Origin of the sequence: Methylomonas sp. AM2-LC (assembly GCF_039904985.1) — a bacterium.
Lineage (GTDB): Bacteria > Pseudomonadota > Gammaproteobacteria > Methylococcales > Methylomonadaceae > Methylomonas.
The window spans coordinates 1,609,607-1,631,766 of sequence record NZ_CP157005.1; the positions used below are offsets into that span (position 1 = coordinate 1,609,607).

Sequence of the window (22,160 nt, forward strand, 5' to 3'; positions counted from 1 at the left end):
GCTACATTGAACGGTAATTGAAATTTTACCTTAAACAAATCAGCAAGTTTAATATAACTCTTGAAAAACATTACAAAACGCAGTAAAAATCCATGTTTACACACCCTATTGCGTAGACCGTATCTTATTAAGCGGGCTACCCTGGCTTTATTATCTAAACCTTTTCTTCAGGCTACTATGGATACAAATTTCTGTTACTCATTCAACACTGGCGATGGTAAAAACAAAGTTCTACTAGGTGGTAAAGGTGCCAATCTATGTGAAATGACCCAGTTAGGATTGAATGTTCCTCCAGGATTTGTGATTACTACCAATACCTGTATTCAGTATTTGGAAAATAAACGCTTGCCAGATGGCTTAATGAACGAAGTGCGCAGCCAAATTGCCGATATAGAAGAACTGACAGGTAAAACTTTTGGCGGGAGTACTGATCCATTGTTGGTTTCGGTACGTTCTGGTTCGGCGATTTCTATGCCAGGTATGATGGATACCATACTCAATTTGGGTTTGAACAAGCAGACCTTGCTTGCATTGATTGAAGTCACAGACGATACCCGCTTTGCCTACGATGCGTATCGGCGTTTTATCCAGTTGTTTGGCAAAGTGGCGCTAGGTATTGAAGACGAAAAATTTGACGCGCATTTTCAGGCGGTTAAACGTAATGCCGGTATTAAGGCCGATGTAGCCTTGACCAGCGATCAATTGCAGGAAATCAGCGAGCTTTTTCTAAACGTTGTTTACGAAGAAACCGGTCGCCCCTTTCCTGAAGATGTCTACGAGCAATTGGAAATTGCTATACAGGCGGTATTTAACTCTTGGTTAGGTCGGCGCGCAATCGATTATCGTCAACAATTTCATATCACACCGGATATGGCTAATGGTACTGCCGTTAATATTGTGACGATGGTATTTGGCAATATGGGCGATGACTGCGCCACTGGTGTGGGTTTTACCCGTAATCCCGGTACAGGTGAAAACGAAATGTACGGCGAATATTTGGTTAACGCTCAAGGTGAAGATGTGGTCGCGGGTATTCGTACCCCAAAACCGGTACAGGCTATGGCTCAGGAAATGCCTGAACAGTATCAACAATTAAAAGAGCTGCGAAATAAACTGGAAGCACATTATCAGGAAGTACAGGATTATGAATACACTATAGAAAGGGGTGTGCTGTATTGTTTACAAACCAGAAATGGCAAAATGAATGCCGCTGCTATGGTGAAGTCTTCTATTGATATGGTGGCCGAAGGGCTGATCAACAAGGCTCAAGCATTACTGCGTATCCATCCTGAATCACTTGAACAGTTACTGCATCCTCAATTGGCCCCCCAACATAATCAGGCGGCCATTGCTCAAGGCTTGCCTGCGTCACCGGGGGCTGCTTGCGGCAAATGTGTATTCGACGCCGATACTGCTGTACGTTTAGCTAAAACCGGTGAGGAAATTATTCTGTTACGAGAAGAAACTAAGCCCGAAGATATTCATGGATTTTTTGCTGCGCAAGGCATTTTGACCAGTCGCGGCGGTAAAACCTCGCATGCGGCGGTGGTGGCGCGTGGTATGGGGAAAGCTTGTGTGGCAGGTGCTGAAGATATTAAAGTTGATGTGCGTGCGCGTTTGGCAATCGTGGGCGATATTCACATAAAAGAAGGCGATTTGATTACCATTGATGGCAGTACCGGGCATATTTATATGGGACGCATCCCGACCATTGCGCCAGTTTTTTCTGAATCGCTGAAAACCTTATTGTCATGGGCCGATAATGTGGCTCGTATACAGGTACATGCCAATGTCGACACCCCGGAAGCAGCACGTTTGGCAGTCAGTTACGGTGCAAAAGGCATAGGCTTATGTCGTACCGAACGTATGTTCAACGCCTCTGATCGTTTGCCGCTGGTTGTCGATATGATTCTGGCGCATAATACTGAAGAGCGTGAAGCGGCGTTGGCTAAATTGTTTCCCATCCAACGCGATGATTTTCAGCAGCTGTTCGAAGCCATGACCCCTCATCCAGTTACGGTAAGGCTGTTAGATCCGCCCATGCATGAATTTTTGCCTAACGAGCATCAATTGGTAGAAGAAATTGATGCGCTCAAACATTATCTTACCATTGTTAAAGGGCAGCGAGTGGTAATGGAAACACTGGCTAACCCCAGTGAATTGCCTCCGCCTTTCAGTCAACTCAATGAAGAAGTCATTTTGAGTGCCATTGCCAAAAAAGAAATGATGTTGGCCAAGGTTTTTGAGTTGTACGAAGTAAACCCCATGCTGGGACATCGCGGTGTACGTTTGGGGATGAGTTATCCGGAAATCTACAAAATGCAAATTCGTTCTATTCTGGAAGCGGCTGCGCGTTGTGTAAAACAGCGAATTTTGATTGAGCCGGAAATTATGGTGCCACAAGTCATTACCGCACAAGAGTTGAAAAAAGTGAAACAATGGGTAGACGAAATTCAACTTGAGGTAGAAGATCAATATAGACTGAAACTTAAATTCAAATTTGGCACCATGATAGAAACCGTAAGAGCCTGTACCCGTGCCGATCATCTGGCAGAAATTGCGCATTTCTTTTCTTTTGGTACCAACGATCTTACTCAGGCTACTTTTTCTTTCTCTCGAGAAGATGCAGAAAATAAATTTTTACCCTTATACGAAGATTCTGGCTTGCTACAAGACAATCCGTTTGAAACACTGGATATACTCGGTGTGGGTAAGTTAATGAAAATGGCTGTAGATTTTGGTCGAGCGCAACGTCCGGATATACGTATAGGCATCTGTGGTGAACACGGTGGGCATCCACGCTCTATCCGCTTTTGTCATGATATAGGCTTAAATTATGTGTCCTGTTCAGCGCCACGTATTCCGGTGGCGCGGTTGGCTGCGGCACATGCTAAATTGTTGGAAAACTAAAGTTTGAATAGTTGTTATACCGGGCTTGGCTGGCCCGGTTTGCGATTGCCGCGTAACTAGGCTTTAAAAAGACTCTGCGTTTACCAAAAAATGTACGCCAATGCTGGCGAAATAGCCCAGTAAAATCACCGGAAACCATTTCATATGGCTGTTAAAGGTGTACAGTCCTTTTGCTTGTCCCATTAAACCGATACCGGGAGCCGAGCCTATTGCCAGTAGGCTGCCGCCTACACCCAATGTCAGTGTTAACAGTAACCATTGTCCTGGTGGGATATTAGGGTCCATAGTTAATACCGCAAACATCAGGGTACCATTGTCAACAAAGGCTGAAGACAAGCCTATCAGAATGTTTGCAATAGTGGGGCTTAATTGACCGTATAGCACGTGAGAAATAGTGTCCAGATAGCCAATATAACCCAAGCCGCCTATGCCCATCATGGCCCCGTAGAAAAACAGTAGAGTATCCCACTCCAATCGCCCCACTTTTTCAAAAATATCGAGTTTACGCGTTTCGGATATTCCTAAATTGATATGGCTACTGCTGGAAAATAAATCCAGTTGCGCTTGATGACGCTCGCGGCTTTTTCCACTTTTTTGCAGGAAAAAATAAAAAAATTGTAATAATGATAAACCCGCCATCATGCCTGCGGCAGCGGGTAGGTGCAAAGTCATATCAAAAGCCACTGCCAGACTGATGGTTACACCGAACAGAAAAATAACACGTTTTGCTCCCCGTGGTAGATTAACCTTTTCTAATTCTATGGTAGGTCGGTCTTTTGGAATAGCAAAACTCATAGCAAGGGCGGGGATCAGAAAATTCACCCAGCAAGGGAGAAACAGTTTGAAAAATTCGGTAAACGATAAAATATGATGTTGCCAAACAAAGAGTGTAGATATGCCGCCCAGAGGACTGAAAGTACCCCCAGCATTAGTGGCGACAATAATATTGATACAGGCCAGTGATACAAAACGTGGGCTGTCTTTCCCCACTGCCACTGCCACTGCGCCCATGAGTAGTCCGGCGGTTAATCCGTTAATCACACTGGAAAGAAAAAATACCAGAATACCCGTTAGCCAGAATAGTTGCCGATAGCTTAAGTTTTTTCGTACCAGCCAGGTTTTTAGGGCATCAAAAACGCGCATATCTTCCATGGCGTTTAAATAAGTCATCGAGACCATGATAAATAGTAGTAACTCGATATAGCTTTGTAGATTACTTTTGAAAGCGGCTACTGCCAGTAGATCGTTTCCGGTTTGCTGATAAGCAAGCACAATAACAAACCAAACCAGAGCAGAGGCCAGTAACATAGGTTTGGATTTTCGCAATTCCGTTGCTTCTTCGAACATGGCGAAAATATAGGCAATGATCATGGCAACAACCGAGATATATCCAGCCCAATGGTTTGTTAAATCTAGCTGATGCAGTGTAGTTGTTACGGTTTCTCCTTCTGCAAATCCCAATGTGGGGATTAAAAACGCCAATATTCCCAGTAAATTCAATCCAAAACGCACTATTTTCTCCGTAAGACTATTCAAAATCTGTGACCAATCAATACACAGGCTAGAAAGCCCGCTATTGTAAACCAATACTACCATGTGAATGGATGGCTAATAGTAAAAACATGATATTTTGGCTAAATAAATTTTTTATAAAAATCGCTTCAACGATTTGAAAAAATGAGATTTTTTTATAAAAATGACAACTAAGTTAGTGATTATAACTTATGATTGTTTCTATATTAGAAATAGTCTGTTTCAAAAATAAAGCAATAACTTAACGAAATCTTTATTTCGTAATCTTTATCATCCAACTTTCATCGAACAGTGCTAGTCGATTTTTAACACCTCGTTTATGTCAAGCTAATTAGTGTCGGTTTGATATCGTTGATTAATGACAAGCGCGTAATAAACCATTAATTTATGATCGAAAGTGAGATCAAGTGAATATACTCAAACTTATCAAATGCCGTCATGTGGCCTTATTAGCAGTTTTGCTGCTGTTGCCTTCTTTAAGTTTTGCTGAGGAAGCTTTAGCAGTTCCTCAGTTAGATCTGAAAAATCATTTCGTTGGCTATTTTGCGATTGTCATTACCATTCTGGTTTATGCGGCGGCTATGACGGAAGATCTGCATCAACTGAGTAAAGCTAAGCCCATGGTATTAGGTTCGGCCTTAATTTGGTTTGCTATTTTTGTATACTATTATTTGCACTTTGGTCATGCAAAAAACGTTGCTGCCATCTTTCAGACTAATTTATCGGCATATGCAGAATTATTTCTGTTTATCACTGTATCCATGACTTTCTTAAATTCCATGACCGAGCGTGGTATTTTTGATGCATTAAGAATTGTTTTGGCTAACCGTGAATATAATTATAGGCAATTATTTTGGATTACCGGTCTTTTGGCTTTTGTACTGTCTTTAGTTATCAGTAGTTTAACTGTAGGCTTGTTGATGGGTTATATCATACTGGTCATCGGCAAAGAACAACCCAAATTTGTAGGTTTGGCTGGTTTAAATGCGGTAGTTGCGGCCAATGCGGGTGGCACCATGAGTCCTTTGGGTGGAATTTCTACTTTTTTTGTTTGGCAGCAAAATATGCTGCATTTCCATCAATTCTTTTATTTAACCCTGCCTTGTATCGTAAACTTTATCGTGCCTGCTTTTATTATGCAATTTTCAGTACCGAAACAACATCCCCGTTTTAGTAAAGAGACGCCGCAATTAAAACGCGGTAGTAAGCGGGTTATTTTTATCTTTATTCTTACTTTTTCTATCACCATTTTGTCGAATGTATTTCTGGATATGCCTGCCATAGCCGGTATGATGTTTGGCTTGGCGATCTTGCAATTCTTTAGTTATTATCTAACCAAATCCGAGAAACTTAGCCATTTCCTGATTCCGGAAACACATGAATGTAGTGATGCCAATAAAGGCTTTGATGTGTTTAAGTGTATTGCGGGGGTAGATTGGGATACTTTGCTATTCTTTTATGGCGCCATGATGATAGTCGGTGCCTTGAGTTTTATTGGGTATTTAGATGCTATGGCTAATTATTTGTTTACGCAAATCAGCCCAACATTAGCAAACATTATGATCGGTTTGGCTTCTTCGTCTATTGATAATGGTACGTTGATGTTTGCGGTATTAAATATGCACCCACCTTTTTCGATTGGGCAATGGTTGTTGTTAACACTGACATTGGGTGTGGGTGGAAGTTTATTAGCCATAGGTTCCGCGCCCGGCTTACATGTTTTGGGTTTAATGAAAGGCATAATGAAAGAAGGTGAGGGCTATACCTTTAGCCTGCATTTACGTTGGATGCCAGCTATATTACTAGGTTTTTTTGCCAGTATCGGTACTCTGTATTTAATCAATGGAGGTACCTTTTAAGTCATATCCGCATTATTTTGACTAACTGTTAAGTTTGTTATTCTCGGTGACGCAATTTTGAGGCTGACACACTACGTGTTTAATTTTGTTCTGGAATAGTGCATAAAGGCAATTAATTTTCCCGGTTATAAAGCAAAATGATTAAAACTGAGCCTCATGTGCAAGCGAAACCCTATGTCGGTTTGGCGTTGGGTATGGTAATACCGTTGTTATTAACCCTGGTTGATTGGCCTTTTCGACGAATGCTAACGCCCAGTAATATACTGTTAGTGTATTTATTAGGGGTGTTTTTTATAGCGCTACGCTTTGGGTTGTGGCCCTCAATTTGTGCCTCGTTGTTCAGTGCAGGGGCCTTTGCCTATTTTTTTGCGCCACCTATTTTTTCCTTTGCAATTGCCGATCAGGAAAATCTGGTGGGGTTGGCGGTTATGTTAATTGTCGGGGCTTTTACCAGTAAGCAAGCTGAAAATGTACGTACACAAGCATTAGTTGCTAAATATAGAGAGCGGCGTGCTTCTGCGCTCTATTATTTGAGCAAGGAATTAGCGGAAGCCCGCTTGGAGCATGAAATAATTGCTATTGGCGTTCGCCATATTTATGCCGAATTTAACACCCGTAACACCATTCTATTTCCTGGGCAACATGGGCGTGTTTGTTATCCGGTTAAGCCTGCATTTGCTATTTCTCTGCGCGGGGCAAATTTAGAGGTGGCAAGTTGGGTATTTCGGCACCAAAAAATAGCGGGTCATCATTCGGCACATTATCCAGATGCAGAGGCAATCTATTGGCCAATGAATGGTTCAGCGGGATGTGTTGGCGTGTTAGTGATGGAGCCTATCAGTAGGCAAAGGCTGTTTTTAGTGGAACAACATCAGCTTCTGGAAACCTTTGTTAATCAAGTTATACATACTCTAGAGCGTGCGCGTCTTGCTGAACAAGCTAAAGAGGCTACGCTAAAAATGCAATCTGAGACTTTGCGTAATTCCTTGTTGAGTAGTATTTCGCATGATTTGAGAACGCCGTTAGCTACTATTGTGGGTGCTGCCAGTACTTTGGCGGTTGATGAAGAGCGGTTAAGCATAGATAGTCGCCGAAACTTGGTACATGTTATTCATGAAGAAGCGCATCGTATGTCTGATTTGACTACCAAAATTCTGGAAATGGCCCGCCTTGAAGCTGGTGAAATACAGTTAAACCGACAATGGTATGAGCCGGAAGAACTAGTTGGCAGTGCTTTGCGTAGACTTGATAAAAAATTAAAACAACGTTTAATTAATGTGCAAATTGCAACCAGTCAGGCTTTAATTTTTGTGGATGCAGTGTTGTTACAACAAGTGATGGTTAACTTGCTAGACAATGCTGATAAATATTCGCCTGTTGATCAGGCAATTGATGTGAGTGTAAACACGGCAAGTTCTAGCGTGCTTATCAGTATCGCTGATCGAGGGCTGGGCATTCCTGTTGGGTTTGAACAAAGGATTTTTGACAAGTTTTTTCAAATTCATGCCGAAAGTGCGCAGAGTGGGGTTGGATTAGGTTTGTCAATTTGTCGTGCTATTGTCGAGGCGCATGGTGGAGAAATTTTAGTCATTAATCGCAGTGGCGGCGGTTCGGTATTCCAATTGCAGTTGCCGCTATTGGAATGTCCTCCCACTATTGATCCTGAAGTATAGGAGCGTGATGTGAAAACCAATAAACCCTTAATTTTGTTGATTGAAGACGATCCTCCTTTCCGGCAATTATTGACCACTACGCTGGAAAATCAGGATTATTCCGTATTATCTAGTGAGACGGGGCGAGAGGGATTACATATTGCCCGGAATCAAGCGCCCCAACTTTCGATTCTGGATTTAGGTTTGCCGGATATAGATGGGCAGGAAGTGATACGTCGTTTACGTTTATGGTCGGAATTGCCGATCATTGTGCTTTCGGCGCGTAATCAGGAAAATGACATCACTCTGGCGCTGGATAACGGTGCTGATGACTATTTGACCAAGCCCTTTAATAATGGGGAATTGTTATCGCGAATAAAAGCGTTGCTTAGGCGGATATCGACAACGTCTGAGAGTGATCTGAAGTTATTTCAAGTGGGCGATTTAAAAGTTGAGTTGCACAAACGCAAGATTTTTGTAGATGCGAAAGAAGTGCACCTTACGCCTATCGAATTTAATTTATTGAGTATTTTGGTGCGCAATGCCGGTTTTGTGGTTACTCATCGGCAATTGCTGGAAAAAGTCTGGGGTGCCAGTTATATAGGTAATAGCCATTATTTACGCATTTACATGGGGCAATTACGCCATAAACTCGAATCCGATCCGGCACGTCCTCGTTATATATTGACTGAAGCGGGAGTAGGGTATCGATTAAATGATGAAGAGTCTTAGTTATCTGAGCGACTTAGCAAAATCTACCCTGTATTGCAGTAACACAGGGTAGATTTTTATTAATCAATGCGCACTATAATGAGATTCAATATAGCGTTCTACTAAGACTTGAAACTCTTCGGCAATGTGATCGCCTTTAAGTGTGACAGTTTTAACACCATCTTCAAAGACAGGAGCCACGGGTGTTTCGCCAGTACCTGGCAAACTAATGCCAATATTGGCGTTTTTGCTTTCGCCAGGTCCATTGACTACGCAGCCCATTACGGCCACTTCCATCGTTTCTACGCCTTTATATTTATCTCGCCACACGGGCATCTGGTCTCGCAAGTAACCTTGAATATCTTGAGCCAGTTTTTGGAAATAGTCACTGGTGGTGCGTCCACAGCCGGGGCAGGCAATTACCATGGGGGTAAAAGAACGGAAGCCCATGGTTTGCAATATTTCTTGTGCAACAATCACTTCTTTGGTGCGTGCTGCACCGGGTTCAGGCGTCAATGAAATGCGAATGGTGTCGCCTATACCTTGCTGCATTAATACGCCGAGTGCCGCGGAAGAGGCGACGATGCCTTTTGAGCCCATGCCAGCTTCGGTTAATCCCAAATGTAAGGCATACTCGCAACGGCTGGCCAAATCTTCATAGATGCTGATCAATTCCTGCACATTACTGATTTTACAGGACAGTATGATTTTATCTTTGCCCAAGCCCAATTCCTGTGCTTTAGCGGCGCTTTCTAATGCGGATAGGACAATCGCTTCACGGGTGACAGCTGCCAGAGGTTTAGGTGCGGCTAGCTCACGATTCTCATCCAGCAAGCGGGTTAATACGGCTTGATCAAGGCTGCCACCGTTTACACCGATACGAACTGGCTTATTGTATCGACAGGCAAATTCTATCATTTGCTGAAACTGGGGGTCGCGTGCCTTGCCTTTACCTACATTGCCGGGATTGATACGAAATTTTGCTAGAGCTTGAGCACATTCAGGATATTTTTCCAGTAATTTATGCCCGTTAAAGTGAAAATCACCGATAATAGGCACATTAAAGCCTTGTTGTTCTAGGCGATTAACGATTTCGGGTACAGCTTTAGCGGCTTCTTCGGTATTGACAGTAATTCTGACCAGTTCTGAGCCGGCAGTCGATAATTCCATAATCTGTTTGACACTGCCTGCAACATCAGTGGTATCGGTGTTGGTCATAGATTGAACGACGATCGGGGCGCCGCCGCCGACCTTGATGTTCCCAACCAAAACTTGTTGGGTCTGTTTTCTGAGGCTAATCGACATAATTATTAGTTGCTAATAGTCAAAGTTATCTGGAAAAATACCAAGTAAATCACTTAGGATTGCAAATTATACTCCTATAATAGTTTAACAGCGATACGCAAGAGCAAAATGTGCGCATAAATTACTTCTCTGACCTGCATCTTGAATTTGGTGAACAGATTTTGCCAGACACTGACGCGGATATTATTGTGGCAGCAGGCGATATTGGTGTGTTTAGTCAGGGGGTGGCATGGCTTAAAACTCTGCATAAACCCGTAATCTATGTGGCAGGAAATCACGAGTTTTACAGTGGTGAATACCAGCAGGTTTTAGCTACGTTACGTAGCGAGTGCGCTGGTAGCTTGATACATTTTCTGGAGAAAGAACAGTTTGTCTATCAGGGGGTGCGTTTTTTAGGATGTACGCTTTGGTCAGATCTATTTGTGGCCGGTGATGAAAATGCCGCCATTCTGGCTGAAAACTTGAATGATTTTCGCCAAATCACTTATTCAGGTGCGGCGTTTAATCCGGTTGACTTTACCGCCTTGCATCATGCTTCCAAAAGCTGGTTACACAGCCAGTTAAGTCTGCCATATGCAGGAAAAACCGTGGTGGTTACCCATCATGCACCCACCGAATGGAGTTGGATAGGGCGCTCCAACGCTTTAAGGAAACTGGCCTATTGTAACGATTTAAAAGCCTTGATTTATGAACACGAAATTGCGGTTTGGTTTCATGGGCATGTTCATAATCAAGGTGACTACCGAATTGCGGATGCCAGGATTTTGAGTAATACGCGGGGTTATAAAACCCGACGTATGGTGGCTGGGTTTGATATTAACAAAACAGTGGAGATTTGAAGTATAGAAAATCGTTTATTGGTGTGTGGTTATTTTTATCTAATGTTCACATTTATTAGTTATCCATATGTTGTGGATATGCATGTGCTTATTTTCCAGATACAGGAAATCCGTGCTTTTAATCGCATACAAGCTTGGATTTCCGATTGAGAAAGTAGGTATCTTGTGATTTAATATGAAAGTTTTATGTCTTGAACTGTCCTCTGGGTATTGTGGTTCTCAAGGGGCTTTTTCGTGAAATTTGTCTGGAGAGCAGGCGTATCAACTATGCAATTTACAATTAAGAAAGGTTTGGATTTGCCTATCACAGGTGGACCCGAACAAAAAATAACCGAAGGTAACAGCATTAAGTCGGTTGCACTCTTGGGTGCCGATTATGTTGGCCTGAAACCAAAAATGAATGTGGCAGAAGGAGATAAAGTCAAATTAGGGCAAGTCCTTTTTACCGACAAACAAAATCCGGGGGTTAATTTCACCGCGCCGGGTGCTGGTGTGGTCAAGGCAATTAATCGTGGTGATAAACGTGCTTTATTGTCAGTCGTTATTGAATTGCAAGGTAAACAACAAGAAACGTTTGCAAAATACAATGCTTCCGATCTGGCGGGTTTAACTCAGGAGCAGGTAAAAGAAAATCTGCTAAATTCTGGCTTATGGACAGCCTTTCAGACGCGTCCATATGGCAAAATACCTGCCGCTGATAGTGTACCCAGCTCAATTTTTGTAACAGCTATCGATACCCGTCCTTTGGCGGCAGATCCTGCTGTTATCATTAAAGAGAGAGAAACGGATTTTAATAATGGTTTAGCAGTTATTGCCAAATTGAGTGGTGGTAAAACTTATCTGTGTAAAGCCAGCGGTGCTGCAATCGGTAATAACCCTGTAGTGCAAGTAGCAGAATTTACTGGTCCTCATCCAGCGGGTCTGCCAAGTACACATATCCATTTGATCGATCCTGTTAATATCAAAAAATTCGTTTGGCATATTGACTATCAAGCCGTTATTGCCATTGGTGCTTTGTTTACAACAGGTCATTTGAATGTGGAGCGTGTGGTTTCACTGGCTGGACCTACCGTAAAAAATCCACGTTTGGTACGTACCTCTGTTGGCGCTAATCTGCTAGATTTAACGACAGGAGAGCTACAGGATGTGGATAATCGTGTGATTTCAGGTTCCGTTCTATACGGACATGAGGCCAGCGGTGCTTTAGCTTATTTGGGCGCTTATAGTTTACAGGTATCGGCCATCAAAGAAGGTCGTGAACGTGAACTGTTTGGCTGGATAGTACCGGGCAAAGATAAGTATTCTGCATTGAATGTCTATGTGTCGAGCAAAGATCGCAAAGATAATCGTTTGTTCCCATTAACCACCGATAAAAATGGTAGTAATCGAGCTATCGTGCCGGTAGGTATTTATGAAGCGGTTATGCCTTTGGATATTCTGGCAACTCCGCTGTTAAAAGCCATCGTTGTTGGCGATACGGATACTGCGCAAGCCTTGGGTTGTCTGGAATTAGACGAAGAAGATGTTTCATTGTTCACCTTCGTTGATCCAGGTAAGCACGATTTCGCACCTGTGCTCAGAGCTAATTTAAATAAAATCGAGAAGGAAGGGTAATCAATGTCGGCTAGAGACTTATTAGATAGCATAGAGCCGTATTTTACAAAAGGAGGCAAGTTCGAGAAGTATTACGGTCTTTACGAGATGGTCGATACTTTTATATACACGCCTGCTGATGTAACACGCGGAAAAACTCACGTTCGTGACGGCAACGACCTGAAACGTACCATGACTTTTGTGGTAATTGCCACAGCATTTTGTGTACTGATGGCTTGGTATAACACAGGTTATCAAGCCAATACAGCCATGAAAGGCATGGGTATTGAGGCAATTAACGGTTGGCGCAGTTACCCTATGGCCTTGTTTGGCTATAACCCTTACAACCCTTTCTCTTGCATTGTGCATGGTATGCTGTATTTCTTCCCGATCTACATCACTACTTTAGCGGTGGGTGGTGTTTGGGAAGTATTGTTTGCCACTGTGCGTAAGCACGAAGTAAACGAAGGCTTTTTGGTATCCTCCATGCTGTATACCCTGATTTTGCCTGCGGAAATGCCTTTATGGCAAGTTGCGTTGGGTATATCTTTTGGTATCGTGTTGGGTAAGGAAGTGTTTGGTGGTACGGGTAAAAACTTCCTCAATCCTGCCTTGACTGGTCGTGCCTTTCTGTTCTTTGCTTATCCAGCGTCCATTTCCGGCGATTCTGCCTGGGTAGCTGTTGATGGTTATAGTGGTGCAACAGCCTTGTCTTTGGCTTCGGTTAACGGTTTGGAAGGTATTCAAAACAGCTTTAGCTGGATACAAGCGTTTATTGGTTTTGTGCCTGGTTCCATGGGCGAAACATCAACGCTGGCCTGTTTACTGGGTGCGGCATTCCTGTTGTACACCCGAGTAGCTTCTTATCGGATTATGGGTGGCGTACTGCTGGGTATGATAGGCGGTGCAACATTATTAAATATCATTGGCAGCACGACTAATCCGATGTTTGCTATTCCTTGGTACTGGCATTTAGTGGTTGGTGGTTTTGCTTTTGGTACTGTATTTATGGCAACAGATCCAGTTTCTGCCGCCGTTACCGATTTGGGGCGCTGGATTTATGGCGGTATGATAGGCCTAATGATCATCATTATTCGGGTTATCAATCCTGCTTTTCCTGAAGGTGTGATGCTTGCAATTCTTTTTTCCAACATGTTTGCACCATTGATTGATTACTTTGTTGTTCAAGCAAATATTAGAAGAAGGATTAAACGCCATGCTTAATGCTGAGAAAAAAACTTGTAAATATAACGAACAGCTGTGTAAGTATTACGAGCAGTTCAAAGTCTACGCTAAACGCATTCTGGCTTTAAGCAACGATAGTCTGGAAAAAACCATTAATGTGGCTTTGGCTTTATGTCTTGTTTGTGCGGTATTGGTATCACTGGCAACAGTGGTTTTAAGACCCTTGCAAGCGCACAACAAAGCGTTGGATATGAAGCGTAATATTCTGGATGTTGCCGGTCTACTGGATGAGGGTACGGATATCGATCAGGCTTTCAAGGAAAGAATTGAAAGTAAGATTGTCGATCTAAAAACTGGCGAGTATGTGGATAATATTAATGTTGATGAGTTTGATCAGCGTAAAGCGGCAAAAGATCCTGCACAGAATGAAGCGATTCCAGTCGAAAAAGATTTGGCCAGTATTCGCTTTAAAGCTAAATACACCAAGATATACTTTGTAAAAAGTGGTGATAAACTGCAATCCATTATTTTACCAATTAATGGTTATGGCTTATGGTCCACTATGTATGGCTTTTTAGCTTTGGAACCAGACGCGCAAACCGTACAAAGTATCAATTTGTATGATCAGGCTGAAACTCCGGGCTTGGGTGGTGAAGTAGTTAATCCCAATTGGCGCGCCCTATGGAAAGGTAAAAAGGTCTATTCCGACAAAGGCGATGTCGCTTTAACCTTGGTTAAAGGTGGTGTTGATGAAAGTCGGCCTGATGCAGTGTATAAAGTTGACGGTTTAGCCGGTGCAACATTAACCAGTCGTGGTGTCAGCAATCTTATTCAGTATTGGATGGGTGCAGAAGGTTACGCCATGTATCTAAACAAAATTAGAACAAACGGTTAGAGGCAAAATCATGGATAAAGAAACTAAAAAAGTACTATTTGAACCCTTGGTCGATAATAACCCAATCACTTTGCAAGTGTTAGGGGTATGTTCTGCACTGGCGGTTACTTCGCAAATGTCCACCTCATTGATTATGGCTCTAGCTTTGACTTCGGTTACTGCTTGTTCAAGTGCCGCCATTAGCTTTGTGCGTGAACATACACCTAGTAGTATCCGTATTATTGTACAGATGATCATTATTGCTTCACTGGTTATTGTGGTCGATCAATTGTTACGTGCCTTTGCTTTTGATGTTAGTAAAAAGTTATCGGTATTTGTGGGATTGATTATCACCAACTGTATCGTCATGGGTCGGGCTGAAGCGTATGCGATGAAAAACCCACCTTGGCAGAGCTTTATTGATGGTATCGGCAATGGTTTGGGCTATAGTTTGATTCTGATTATGGTTGCATTTGTTCGGGAAACACTGGGTTCAGGTAAATTACTGGGTTTCGACGTATTACCGCTAGTCAAAGACGGTGGCTGGTACGTACCAAATGGCTTAATGCTGTTACCACCCAGTGCATTTTTTATCATTGGCCTGATTATCTGGGGGTTTCGTACCTGGAAACCAAAACAGGTTGAACATAACGAGTTTAAAATCTTGTCGATTGCTCACGGTGAAGGAGGGCATCACTAATGGAAGCCTATATCAGTCTATTTATTAAAGCGGTATTCATAGAAAATTTAGCCTTGTCGTTTTTCTTGGGTATGTGTACTTTTTTAGCGGTATCTAAGAAAATTTCCACTGCGATGGGTTTGGGTATTGCAGTTATGGTGGTACAAACCTTAACGGTACCCGCCAATAACTTTATTTACCAAACACTGTTGAAAGAAGATGCTTTGTCATGGATAGGTATTACCGGGGTTGACCTTAGCTTTTTAAGCTTGCTCAGCTGTATCGGTATGATTGCTGCTATCGTGCAAATTCTGGAAATGATACTGGATAAATTTTTTCCAGCGTTATATCAAGCTTTAGGTATTTTCTTGCCGTTGATTACAGTTAACTGCGCGATTCTGGCCGGTAGTTTGTTCATGATTGAACGTGACTACAACTTCAGTGAAAGTGTGGTGTATGGTATAGGCAGTGGTTTTGGCTGGGCTTTGGCAATTACAGTCATGGCTGGTGTGCGCGAGAAACTCAAATACAGTGATATTCCTGCTGCCTTACAAGGTTTGGGAATCACTTTTATTACCGCTGGCTTGATGTCTTTGGGCTTCATGGCTTTCTCTGGAATTCAATTATAAGGGTATCGTAATGCTGGAAATTGCATTAGGGGTTATTTTCTTCACGGTTATCGTGATAGCGCTGGTGTTTTTAATCATCGGTGCGAAAAGCAAATTGGTGGCCTCTGGAGATGCGGAAATTCTTATCAATAATGAAAAGAAGATCCATGTCCCGGTTGGTTCTAAATTATTAACGGCGCTGTCCGAAAATCAATTATTTGTATCATCGGCTTGCGGTGGTGGTGGTACTTGTGGGCAGTGTAAAGTCAAGGTACTGAGTGGTGGTGGCGATATTCTGCCTACCGAATTGTCCCACATCAGCAAACGTGAAGCCGCACATGGCGAACGTCTGGCTTGCCAGGTATCTGTCAAGCAAAACATGAATGTCGAAGTTGAAGACAGCGTGTTTGGGGTTAAAAAATGGGAGTGTACGGTTAAGTCTAACGACAACGTAGCCACTTTTATTAAGGAATTGGTACTGGAATTGCCAGCAGGTGAAGCCATTAACTACCGTGCGGGTGGTTATATCCAAATCGAATGTCCACCGCATGTTTCAAAATATGCTGATATGGATGTGGCGGATGAATACCGTCCAGATTGGGATAAATTCAATCTGTGGCGCTATGTGTCTGATGTTAAAGAGCCCACATTACGTGCTTATTCGATGGCTTCTTATCCAGAAGAAAAAGAAATTATGTTGAACGTGCGGATTGCTACTCCGCCACCCAATGCGCCTGAGGGAACAGCTCCGGGTATCATGTCATCATTTATTTTTAATCTGAAGCCTGGCGATAAAGTATTTGTTTCCGGTCCTTATGGCGAGTTTTACGCTAAAGAAACCGATAACGAAATGGTATTCGTCGGCGGTGGTGCGGGTATGGCACCTATGCGTTCACATATCTTTGATCAATTACGCAGGCTGAAATCTAAGCGTAAAATGACTTTCTGGTATGGTGCACGTAGCAAACGCGAAATGTTCTATGTAGAAGATTTTGATATGCTGGCTAAAGAAAACGATAACTTTGAATGGCATGTGGCCTTGTCTGATGCGTTACCAGAAGATAACTGGACTGGTTACACAGGTTTTATTCATAACGTGTTGTTTGAAGAATTCCTGAAAAACCATCCGTCACCTGAAGATTGTGAATACTACATGTGCGGACCTCCAATCATGAACTCTTCAGTGATTAATATGTTGCTGGCAAACGGTGTTGATCCAGAAAACATCTTCCTGGATGACTTCGGCGGCTAAGTTAAGTTAGTAGCTGATAAATGACGAGGAGCGATCTTAAGATTTCTCCTCGTTTTTTATTTTGGGCGATAGTTTGCTGATGAATTTTTATTGAATTAATCAGTCCAAACAAAAGACTCCTTTATAAAAAGGAGTATCAGGTCAGTTTTTAACCACCTATATAGAAAAGGAAAATACTATGGGCATTTTTCTAGCTACATTTTTAGTGATGATCATCGTGTTAACTGTCATGGCGGTTGGCGTAATATTTGGCAGACATGCCATTAAAGGCTCATGCGGTGGCACTGGTAATTGTATTTGCGAAACAAAGTGTGATAAACGCAAAAAACTGGACGCAGAACAAGCTGCATTGGCAGAAAATGTGGAGATGAATAGTCCGCACAAACATTTTCAGATAAAACAAGTGCCTGAAAATTGAGCGGTAATATTCAGGGTTTGTGATGTATTTGGCGCGCGCCAATCTATTGAAGGCGCTGATGCCTATATCTACCGTTTTCGCTTCCTAAATGTGGTCGATATTAGTGCGCTAAGCTGCAGCGTAATGCAGTACATGATTGAAGGCAGCAGTGTCGCAATACAGCTTCGCCTATTACGACCTATTCTAGATTGTTGCGCAAATCTATGTGGGTGTATTTATAGCGCCAGAAAATGGCTCAGGCATTTAAGCCTGCAATAAATCGTCAAGTTTTTTTTGTACTTCCAGAGCGTATAAATCATCATAGCCCCCCACATGGTGGTCACCGATATAGATTTGTGGTACGGTACGTCGTTTTGTTTTTTCCATCATTTCCTGACGTAAACCGGGCTGGCTATCAACATTGATTTCTTTATAACTTGCCCCTTTTCTATCAAATAGTTTTTTAGCCATGGTGCAATACGGGCAGAGTGCAGCAGTATAAATAATGATTTCCGGCATGGGGTAATGAATAATTGCAGATAAAGACTGCTATTCTAACGATATGGGTACGGATACTCAATACGTGACTTAATCAATGTTTTAATTAATAAAGTGCTGGCTTCTGCAAACGTAGGTCCGAAAGCAACAATACCATCCTCATGTCCTAACATGCTAAATAAGCCTACATCATTGAGTTGCCGACTAATAAATAAATTGGCAACTGCTTGGGCCATGTCTGTTGTACCATAAGCGATATTGGCATGCGTATAAGGTATTTTCAATGGCAAGGTGTTATGCCATAGCTCAGGGCTATGCACATGAATAACGGCTTGTATGTCAGCGTCTTGCTGATAAACTGAGGCGTGGGTAAGGGCTTCAGACGAGGGCGGATATAAGCCTCTGGAGTAAATACTGTTTGTGTCTGGTTCGGCTCTCTGTATCAGTACATAGTGTTCTGGGTTAAGTTCCGCTAACTGTCCAGTTTGCGATCCACTAATGACAAACTGATTACTACTGGGAACCAAGCGGCGACTAATATTGCCAAACCCGAGTCCGCCGTATTTATCGGTGCGTTGACCAATCAGTTTAAGTTGAAACAGTATGCTACGCCAGGCATTGATTTCCAGTAAATCAATTTCAGCCCCTAACGGGTGGTGTTGATGATGTAACTGATATTTGATAACACCTTCTTGTTCCTGCATGATGGTTTGGATACTCACATAATCTCTTAGATAAAGTATTTTATTATTAGTATGAAGCTTAACCTAGTCTTAACCTTTTTTATCCTGATACAACTGTTGTTTAATAGTATAAATATAAGCTATGCAGTCAATCAGAGCCCAACTGCTAAACTACTAACGCAAGCCGATTTACAACAACATATACAAGCCATTACTGACAAACAGAATTTGTCTGACGAGGTAAAAAAACGTATTTTGGCAATCTATGCAGACAGTGAGGATAATCTTAAAGAAGCAATATCACAAGAAGCGTTGGCCGAAACCTTTAAACAATCCCTGTCCAGCTCACCCCTGGAAAGTAAACGTTTGCAACGACAAATTACCGATGCGGATGAAAGTCTAAAAAACCGTAAGCAAGAAAAATTGGCTTTGTTTCCCACTGACGAATTGGAACAGCGCTTGATTATTGAGAAATCGCGTTTAAGCGATTTGGATGCGGAAATTAGTCGGATTGATGGATTGATTAACGAACATTTGAATCGCCCACAACTTATCCGTGAAAAAATTGCCGATATTAAAAATAAGCAAGCCAGTAATCAGCTGGAACAGCAAAACTTAAGTGTGCGAGGGTTGGAAAGTCTTCCAGAAAAGGAGGCTATACAAATCCGCCAGGATATGCGAGGCAGGTTGCTTAATGCAACCTTGAAAACCTTGGAAATGGAAAGCATCAGCGAACCTTTAACTTTGCAAGCTTTAAAAGATCGTAAAAGTTTACTGAATATACAGCGCGAACAATTGAGTATGTTGGTGGCCGAGCTGGATAATTTTTTGTTGGACAGACGCCAGTTGGAAATAGATAAACAACAGGCGGAATTGTTGCTGGCTGAAAAAGCAGCTGAAGGCAAGCATCCATTGATTCAGGCTGCGACCAAACAGAACATGGCTTACAGTCGTAATCTGCAGGATATTACCAAGAATATGGAGCAATTTTCCGCGCAGCGTAACGAATTGGATCAACGATTTAAGCAACTGGAAAAAGATTTCCAAACGGCTGAACAAAAAATTAATTTAGCCGGTTTAAGTCCTGCCTTGGGTAATTTGCTCCGCGAACAACGCCGCAATCTACCGCAACATAAGCAATACAATACCCTCAACGATAATGTGCAAAATGAAATTGCACAAGCTAGTCTGGAAGCTTTCAAGCTGGATGAGGTGAAAAAGAATCTGGCAGATGTCAGTCAGGAGCTGGCAACACGTATGGATGCAGAATTGCCGGCTGATACCAGTGATGTGGAAAAATTGAAAATACGTACTGAATTACGTATGTTGCTGAATGATCAAAAGGATTTAGTGTTGCGGCTAACCGGTGTGTATAGCGAGTATTCGCGAGTATTGGGCGATGTGGATTTCAGTTTACAACAAATGCTGACTATCGCAGATAAATACAGCGCTTATTTGGATCAGCGATTGTTATGGGTACCCAGTGCTCCAATTATTGATAAATTTTACTTAAAAGAAATTGCACGCTCTATGGTTTGGTTTGTTAAACCAACAAACTGGCTGCAAATAGTGGTCAGTCTTTGGCAGGGTGTTGGTAGCTATCCATTTGTGGCACTATTGGGTTTAGGCTTTGTCAGTATTCATTGGCGACTGAAAGATACGATTAAACAACGCTTGTTGTTGCTGTTACCTAAAAAAAGTACCAGTAGTCAGCATATCTTCAGTTTTTTCAATACGCTGTTAGCCCTAGCCTATGTCTTGATATTGTCTTTATCCGGCCCGTTACTGATGGTATGGATAGGTGCAATTTTGGCGGTTAGTGGCAGCAAAGATTTTTTTAGTCATGCCGTTTCTGTCGGTTTATTTTCTGCTGCGGTGTCCCTGACGGTGACTCAGTTTTTTTATGGATTATTCAAACCGGATGGTATTGCTGAAACTTTGTTTCACTGGGAGCATAGAACCAGCTATTTAGTGTTTAGCCAGTTTAAATGGGGGCGGTTTGTCTTAGTACCTTGTATCTTTATTGTGGCCATGACCACGGGTAACGACGTTTATTCAGATTATAGTTATGCTTTAGGTAGAACTGCATTAATTGTAATGATGCTGGCCTTTATGTATTTGTTTCATAATCTTACCCATCCCAAAAAAGGACTTGGAAAAGATTTTTACCAGTACGAACACACCTGGAGTAAAGCCTTACCCTATTTGGGATACTTTATCGCTGTCGCCATCCCGCTGATTATTATTGGTTTTGCTGTAGAGGGTTACTACCAGAGCGCTTTAGAGTTAGAACAAAAACTATTATTTACCCTGCGTTTGATGTTTCTCACCATATTGTTTCATGAGTTGGCTCAGCGTTGGCTGGCAGTGACTCAGCGGCAATTGGCTTTACAAAATGCCCGAGAACTTCGTAAACATATAGAACAGACTGCCAGCACCACAAATACTGCAGAAACAGCGTTTGTGCCTGAAGAAACACTGTTGGATATTTCTAAAATTAATCAGCAAAGTCATCAATTACTCACGACTGTGATCGTGTTGATGGTGTTGATTGGTTGTTGGATTATATGGAGCGAAATATTGCCTGCTTTTTCTGTATTCGACCGTATTCAATTATGGCAGCACAGTATGCTGGTAGATGGCAAAGAAACCCTGCAACCGATTACACTGACTAATCTATTAATTTCGCTGGCTTATGCTGGATTGGCTTTCGTATTTGTTGCTAATTTTCCTGCTTTGGTAGATTTGTTATCCATAGGCAAGTTTAAGATGACGCCGGGTAGTCGCTATGCCTTGATTCAATTAACCCGTTATTTTTTGATTAGCATTGCTTTTTTATCCATTGCTAATGAATTGGGTGGCAGTTGGTCGCAAGTACAGTGGCTGGTGGCGGCATTGAGTGTTGGTTTAGGTTTTGGTTTACAGGAAATCTTTGCCAATATGGTGTCTGGTATTATTATCCTGTTTGAGCGACCCATTAGAGTCGGTGATACCGTGACGGTAGGCGAAGTAACCGGACGTGTCAGTCGGATACAGATGCGTGCTACCCATATTATCGATTGGGATAGAAAAGAGTTAGTAGTGCCTAATAAAATCTTCATTACCGACCGTCTGGTTAACTGGACCTTGTCGGATACTGTCACGCGTCTGGTGGTATCGGTGGGTGTAGCTTATGGTTCTGATGTAGAGCAGGTGGATACCATTCTTAACGAGGCTATTGCCAAAACGCCATCGGTGTTAAAAGAGCCGGCACCTAATGTGGTTTTTACGGGACTGGGTGAGAACGCTCTGCTGTTTGATATCCATGTGTTTGTGCACGAATTAACCGAAAGAATTGCTGTAAAACACAGTTTGCATAAAAATATTTATGAAGCTTTACAGACTCATCATATAGAAATTCCGTATCCACAACGCGATGTTCATATTCGTTCATTTACTAATGTGACGTTGCCAGTTTAGAATAAATACGGGTAACTTTCAGTCAATTTATCAAGTTAAGACCGTTGGTAGGGGCGGTTGCAATCTGCCCTTACCAATATCGCTGTTCTGAGTATCAGGATCGATTTAACCAAGACCATGTCT

The 22,160-nt window shown here is 42.3% G+C and carries 17 protein-coding genes; 13 read left to right on the forward strand and 4 right to left on the reverse strand.

What is annotated here, in order from left to right; genetic code table 11:
* Nucleotides 1-177 precede the first annotated feature (177 nt).
* The gene (gene ppdK / locus ABH008_RS07265) at nt 178-2,910 is read left to right on the forward strand and encodes a pyruvate, phosphate dikinase (protein WP_347989190.1); all 2,733 of its coding nucleotides are present in this window, start codon (nt 178-180) and stop codon (nt 2,908-2,910) included.
* 63 nt (nt 2,911-2,973) lie between these two features.
* Here ppdK and nhaD (ABH008_RS07270) read toward each other — a convergent pair whose 3' ends face one another.
* Nucleotides 2,974-4,425, reverse strand: coding sequence for a sodium:proton antiporter NhaD (gene nhaD / locus ABH008_RS07270; RefSeq protein ID WP_347989954.1), 1,452 nt, complete (start codon nt 4,423-4,425; stop codon nt 2,974-2,976).
* A 425-nt stretch (nt 4,426-4,850) separates the two neighbouring features.
* Here nhaD (ABH008_RS07270) and nhaD (ABH008_RS07275) point away from each other — a divergent pair, with 425 nt between their 5' ends.
* From nhaD (ABH008_RS07275) to ABH008_RS07285, 3 genes are all read left to right on the forward strand, one after another.
* Nucleotides 4,851-6,302, forward strand: coding sequence for a sodium:proton antiporter NhaD (nhaD, locus tag ABH008_RS07275; protein ID WP_347989191.1), 1,452 nt, complete (start codon nt 4,851-4,853; stop codon nt 6,300-6,302).
* A 137-nt stretch (nt 6,303-6,439) separates the two neighbouring features.
* On the forward strand, nt 6,440-7,975 hold the full coding sequence (locus tag ABH008_RS07280) for a DUF4118 domain-containing protein (RefSeq protein ID WP_347989192.1): 1,536 nt from the start codon (nt 6,440-6,442) through the stop codon (nt 7,973-7,975).
* A gap of 9 nt (nt 7,976-7,984) precedes the next feature.
* Nucleotides 7,985-8,686 carry a response regulator gene (locus tag ABH008_RS07285; protein ID WP_347989193.1) on the forward strand — a complete coding sequence of 234 codons (702 nt, stop codon included), beginning with the start codon at nt 7,985-7,987 and terminating at the stop codon, nt 8,684-8,686.
* Between the two features lie 63 nt (nt 8,687-8,749).
* Here ABH008_RS07285 and ispG read toward each other — a convergent pair whose 3' ends face one another.
* A complete protein-coding gene (gene ispG, locus ABH008_RS07290; RefSeq protein ID WP_347989194.1) occupies nt 8,750-9,970 on the reverse strand; it encodes a flavodoxin-dependent (E)-4-hydroxy-3-methylbut-2-enyl-diphosphate synthase in 1,221 nt (406 codons plus the stop codon).
* Between the two features lie 110 nt (nt 9,971-10,080).
* Between ispG and ABH008_RS07295 the strand changes: the two genes are divergently transcribed.
* From ABH008_RS07295 to nqrM, 8 genes are all read left to right on the forward strand, one after another.
* Nucleotides 10,081-10,809, forward strand: a complete 729-nt coding sequence (locus ABH008_RS07295; protein ID WP_347989195.1) for a metallophosphoesterase — start codon at nt 10,081-10,083, stop codon at nt 10,807-10,809.
* Nucleotides 10,810-11,076: 267 nt separating this feature from the next.
* Nucleotides 11,077-12,423 (forward strand): Na(+)-translocating NADH-quinone reductase subunit A, encoded by a 1,347-nt coding sequence (locus ABH008_RS07300; protein WP_347989196.1) that lies wholly within the window; start codon nt 11,077-11,079, stop codon nt 12,421-12,423.
* A 3-nt stretch (nt 12,424-12,426) separates the two neighbouring features.
* Nucleotides 12,427-13,626, forward strand: coding sequence for an NADH:ubiquinone reductase (Na(+)-transporting) subunit B (locus ABH008_RS07305; RefSeq protein WP_347989197.1), 1,200 nt, complete (start codon nt 12,427-12,429; stop codon nt 13,624-13,626).
* On the forward strand, nt 13,619-14,482 hold the full coding sequence (locus tag ABH008_RS07310) for a Na(+)-translocating NADH-quinone reductase subunit C (protein ID WP_347989198.1): 864 nt from the start codon (nt 13,619-13,621) through the stop codon (nt 14,480-14,482). Before ABH008_RS07305 ends, ABH008_RS07310 begins: the two co-directional genes overlap by 8 nt.
* A gap of 10 nt (nt 14,483-14,492) precedes the next feature.
* The gene (locus ABH008_RS07315) at nt 14,493-15,161 is read left to right on the forward strand and encodes an NADH:ubiquinone reductase (Na(+)-transporting) subunit D (protein ID WP_347989199.1); all 669 of its coding nucleotides are present in this window, start codon (nt 14,493-14,495) and stop codon (nt 15,159-15,161) included.
* Nucleotides 15,161-15,769, forward strand: coding sequence for an NADH:ubiquinone reductase (Na(+)-transporting) subunit E (gene nqrE, locus ABH008_RS07320; RefSeq protein WP_347989200.1), 609 nt, complete (start codon nt 15,161-15,163; stop codon nt 15,767-15,769). The genes ABH008_RS07315 and nqrE overlap by 1 nt, the downstream gene beginning before the upstream one ends.
* Nucleotides 15,770-15,779: 10 nt before the next feature.
* On the forward strand, nt 15,780-17,000 hold the full coding sequence (nqrF, locus tag ABH008_RS07325) for an NADH:ubiquinone reductase (Na(+)-transporting) subunit F (protein ID WP_347989201.1): 1,221 nt from the start codon (nt 15,780-15,782) through the stop codon (nt 16,998-17,000).
* 178 nt (nt 17,001-17,178) lie between these two features.
* Complete coding sequence (gene nqrM / locus ABH008_RS07330) at nt 17,179-17,418, forward strand: (Na+)-NQR maturation NqrM (protein WP_347989202.1); 240 nt, start codon at nt 17,179-17,181, stop codon at nt 17,416-17,418.
* 243 nt (nt 17,419-17,661) lie between these two features.
* Here the strand turns inward: nqrM and grxC are convergent, their stop codons facing one another.
* Both grxC and ABH008_RS07340 read right to left on the reverse strand, forming a co-directional pair.
* Entirely contained in the window at nt 17,662-17,916 is a 255-nt protein-coding gene (gene grxC, locus ABH008_RS07335) for a glutaredoxin 3 (RefSeq protein ID WP_347989203.1), read from the reverse strand.
* A gap of 35 nt (nt 17,917-17,951) precedes the next feature.
* Nucleotides 17,952-18,617 carry a class II aldolase/adducin family protein gene (locus tag ABH008_RS07340; protein WP_347989204.1) on the reverse strand — a complete coding sequence of 222 codons (666 nt, stop codon included), beginning with the start codon at nt 18,615-18,617 and terminating at the stop codon, nt 17,952-17,954.
* A gap of 33 nt (nt 18,618-18,650) precedes the next feature.
* Between ABH008_RS07340 and ABH008_RS07345 the strand changes: the two genes are divergently transcribed.
* Complete coding sequence (locus tag ABH008_RS07345; protein ID WP_347989205.1) at nt 18,651-22,037, forward strand: mechanosensitive ion channel domain-containing protein; 3,387 nt, start codon at nt 18,651-18,653, stop codon at nt 22,035-22,037.
* The last annotated feature ends 123 nt before the right edge of the window (nt 22,038-22,160 follow it).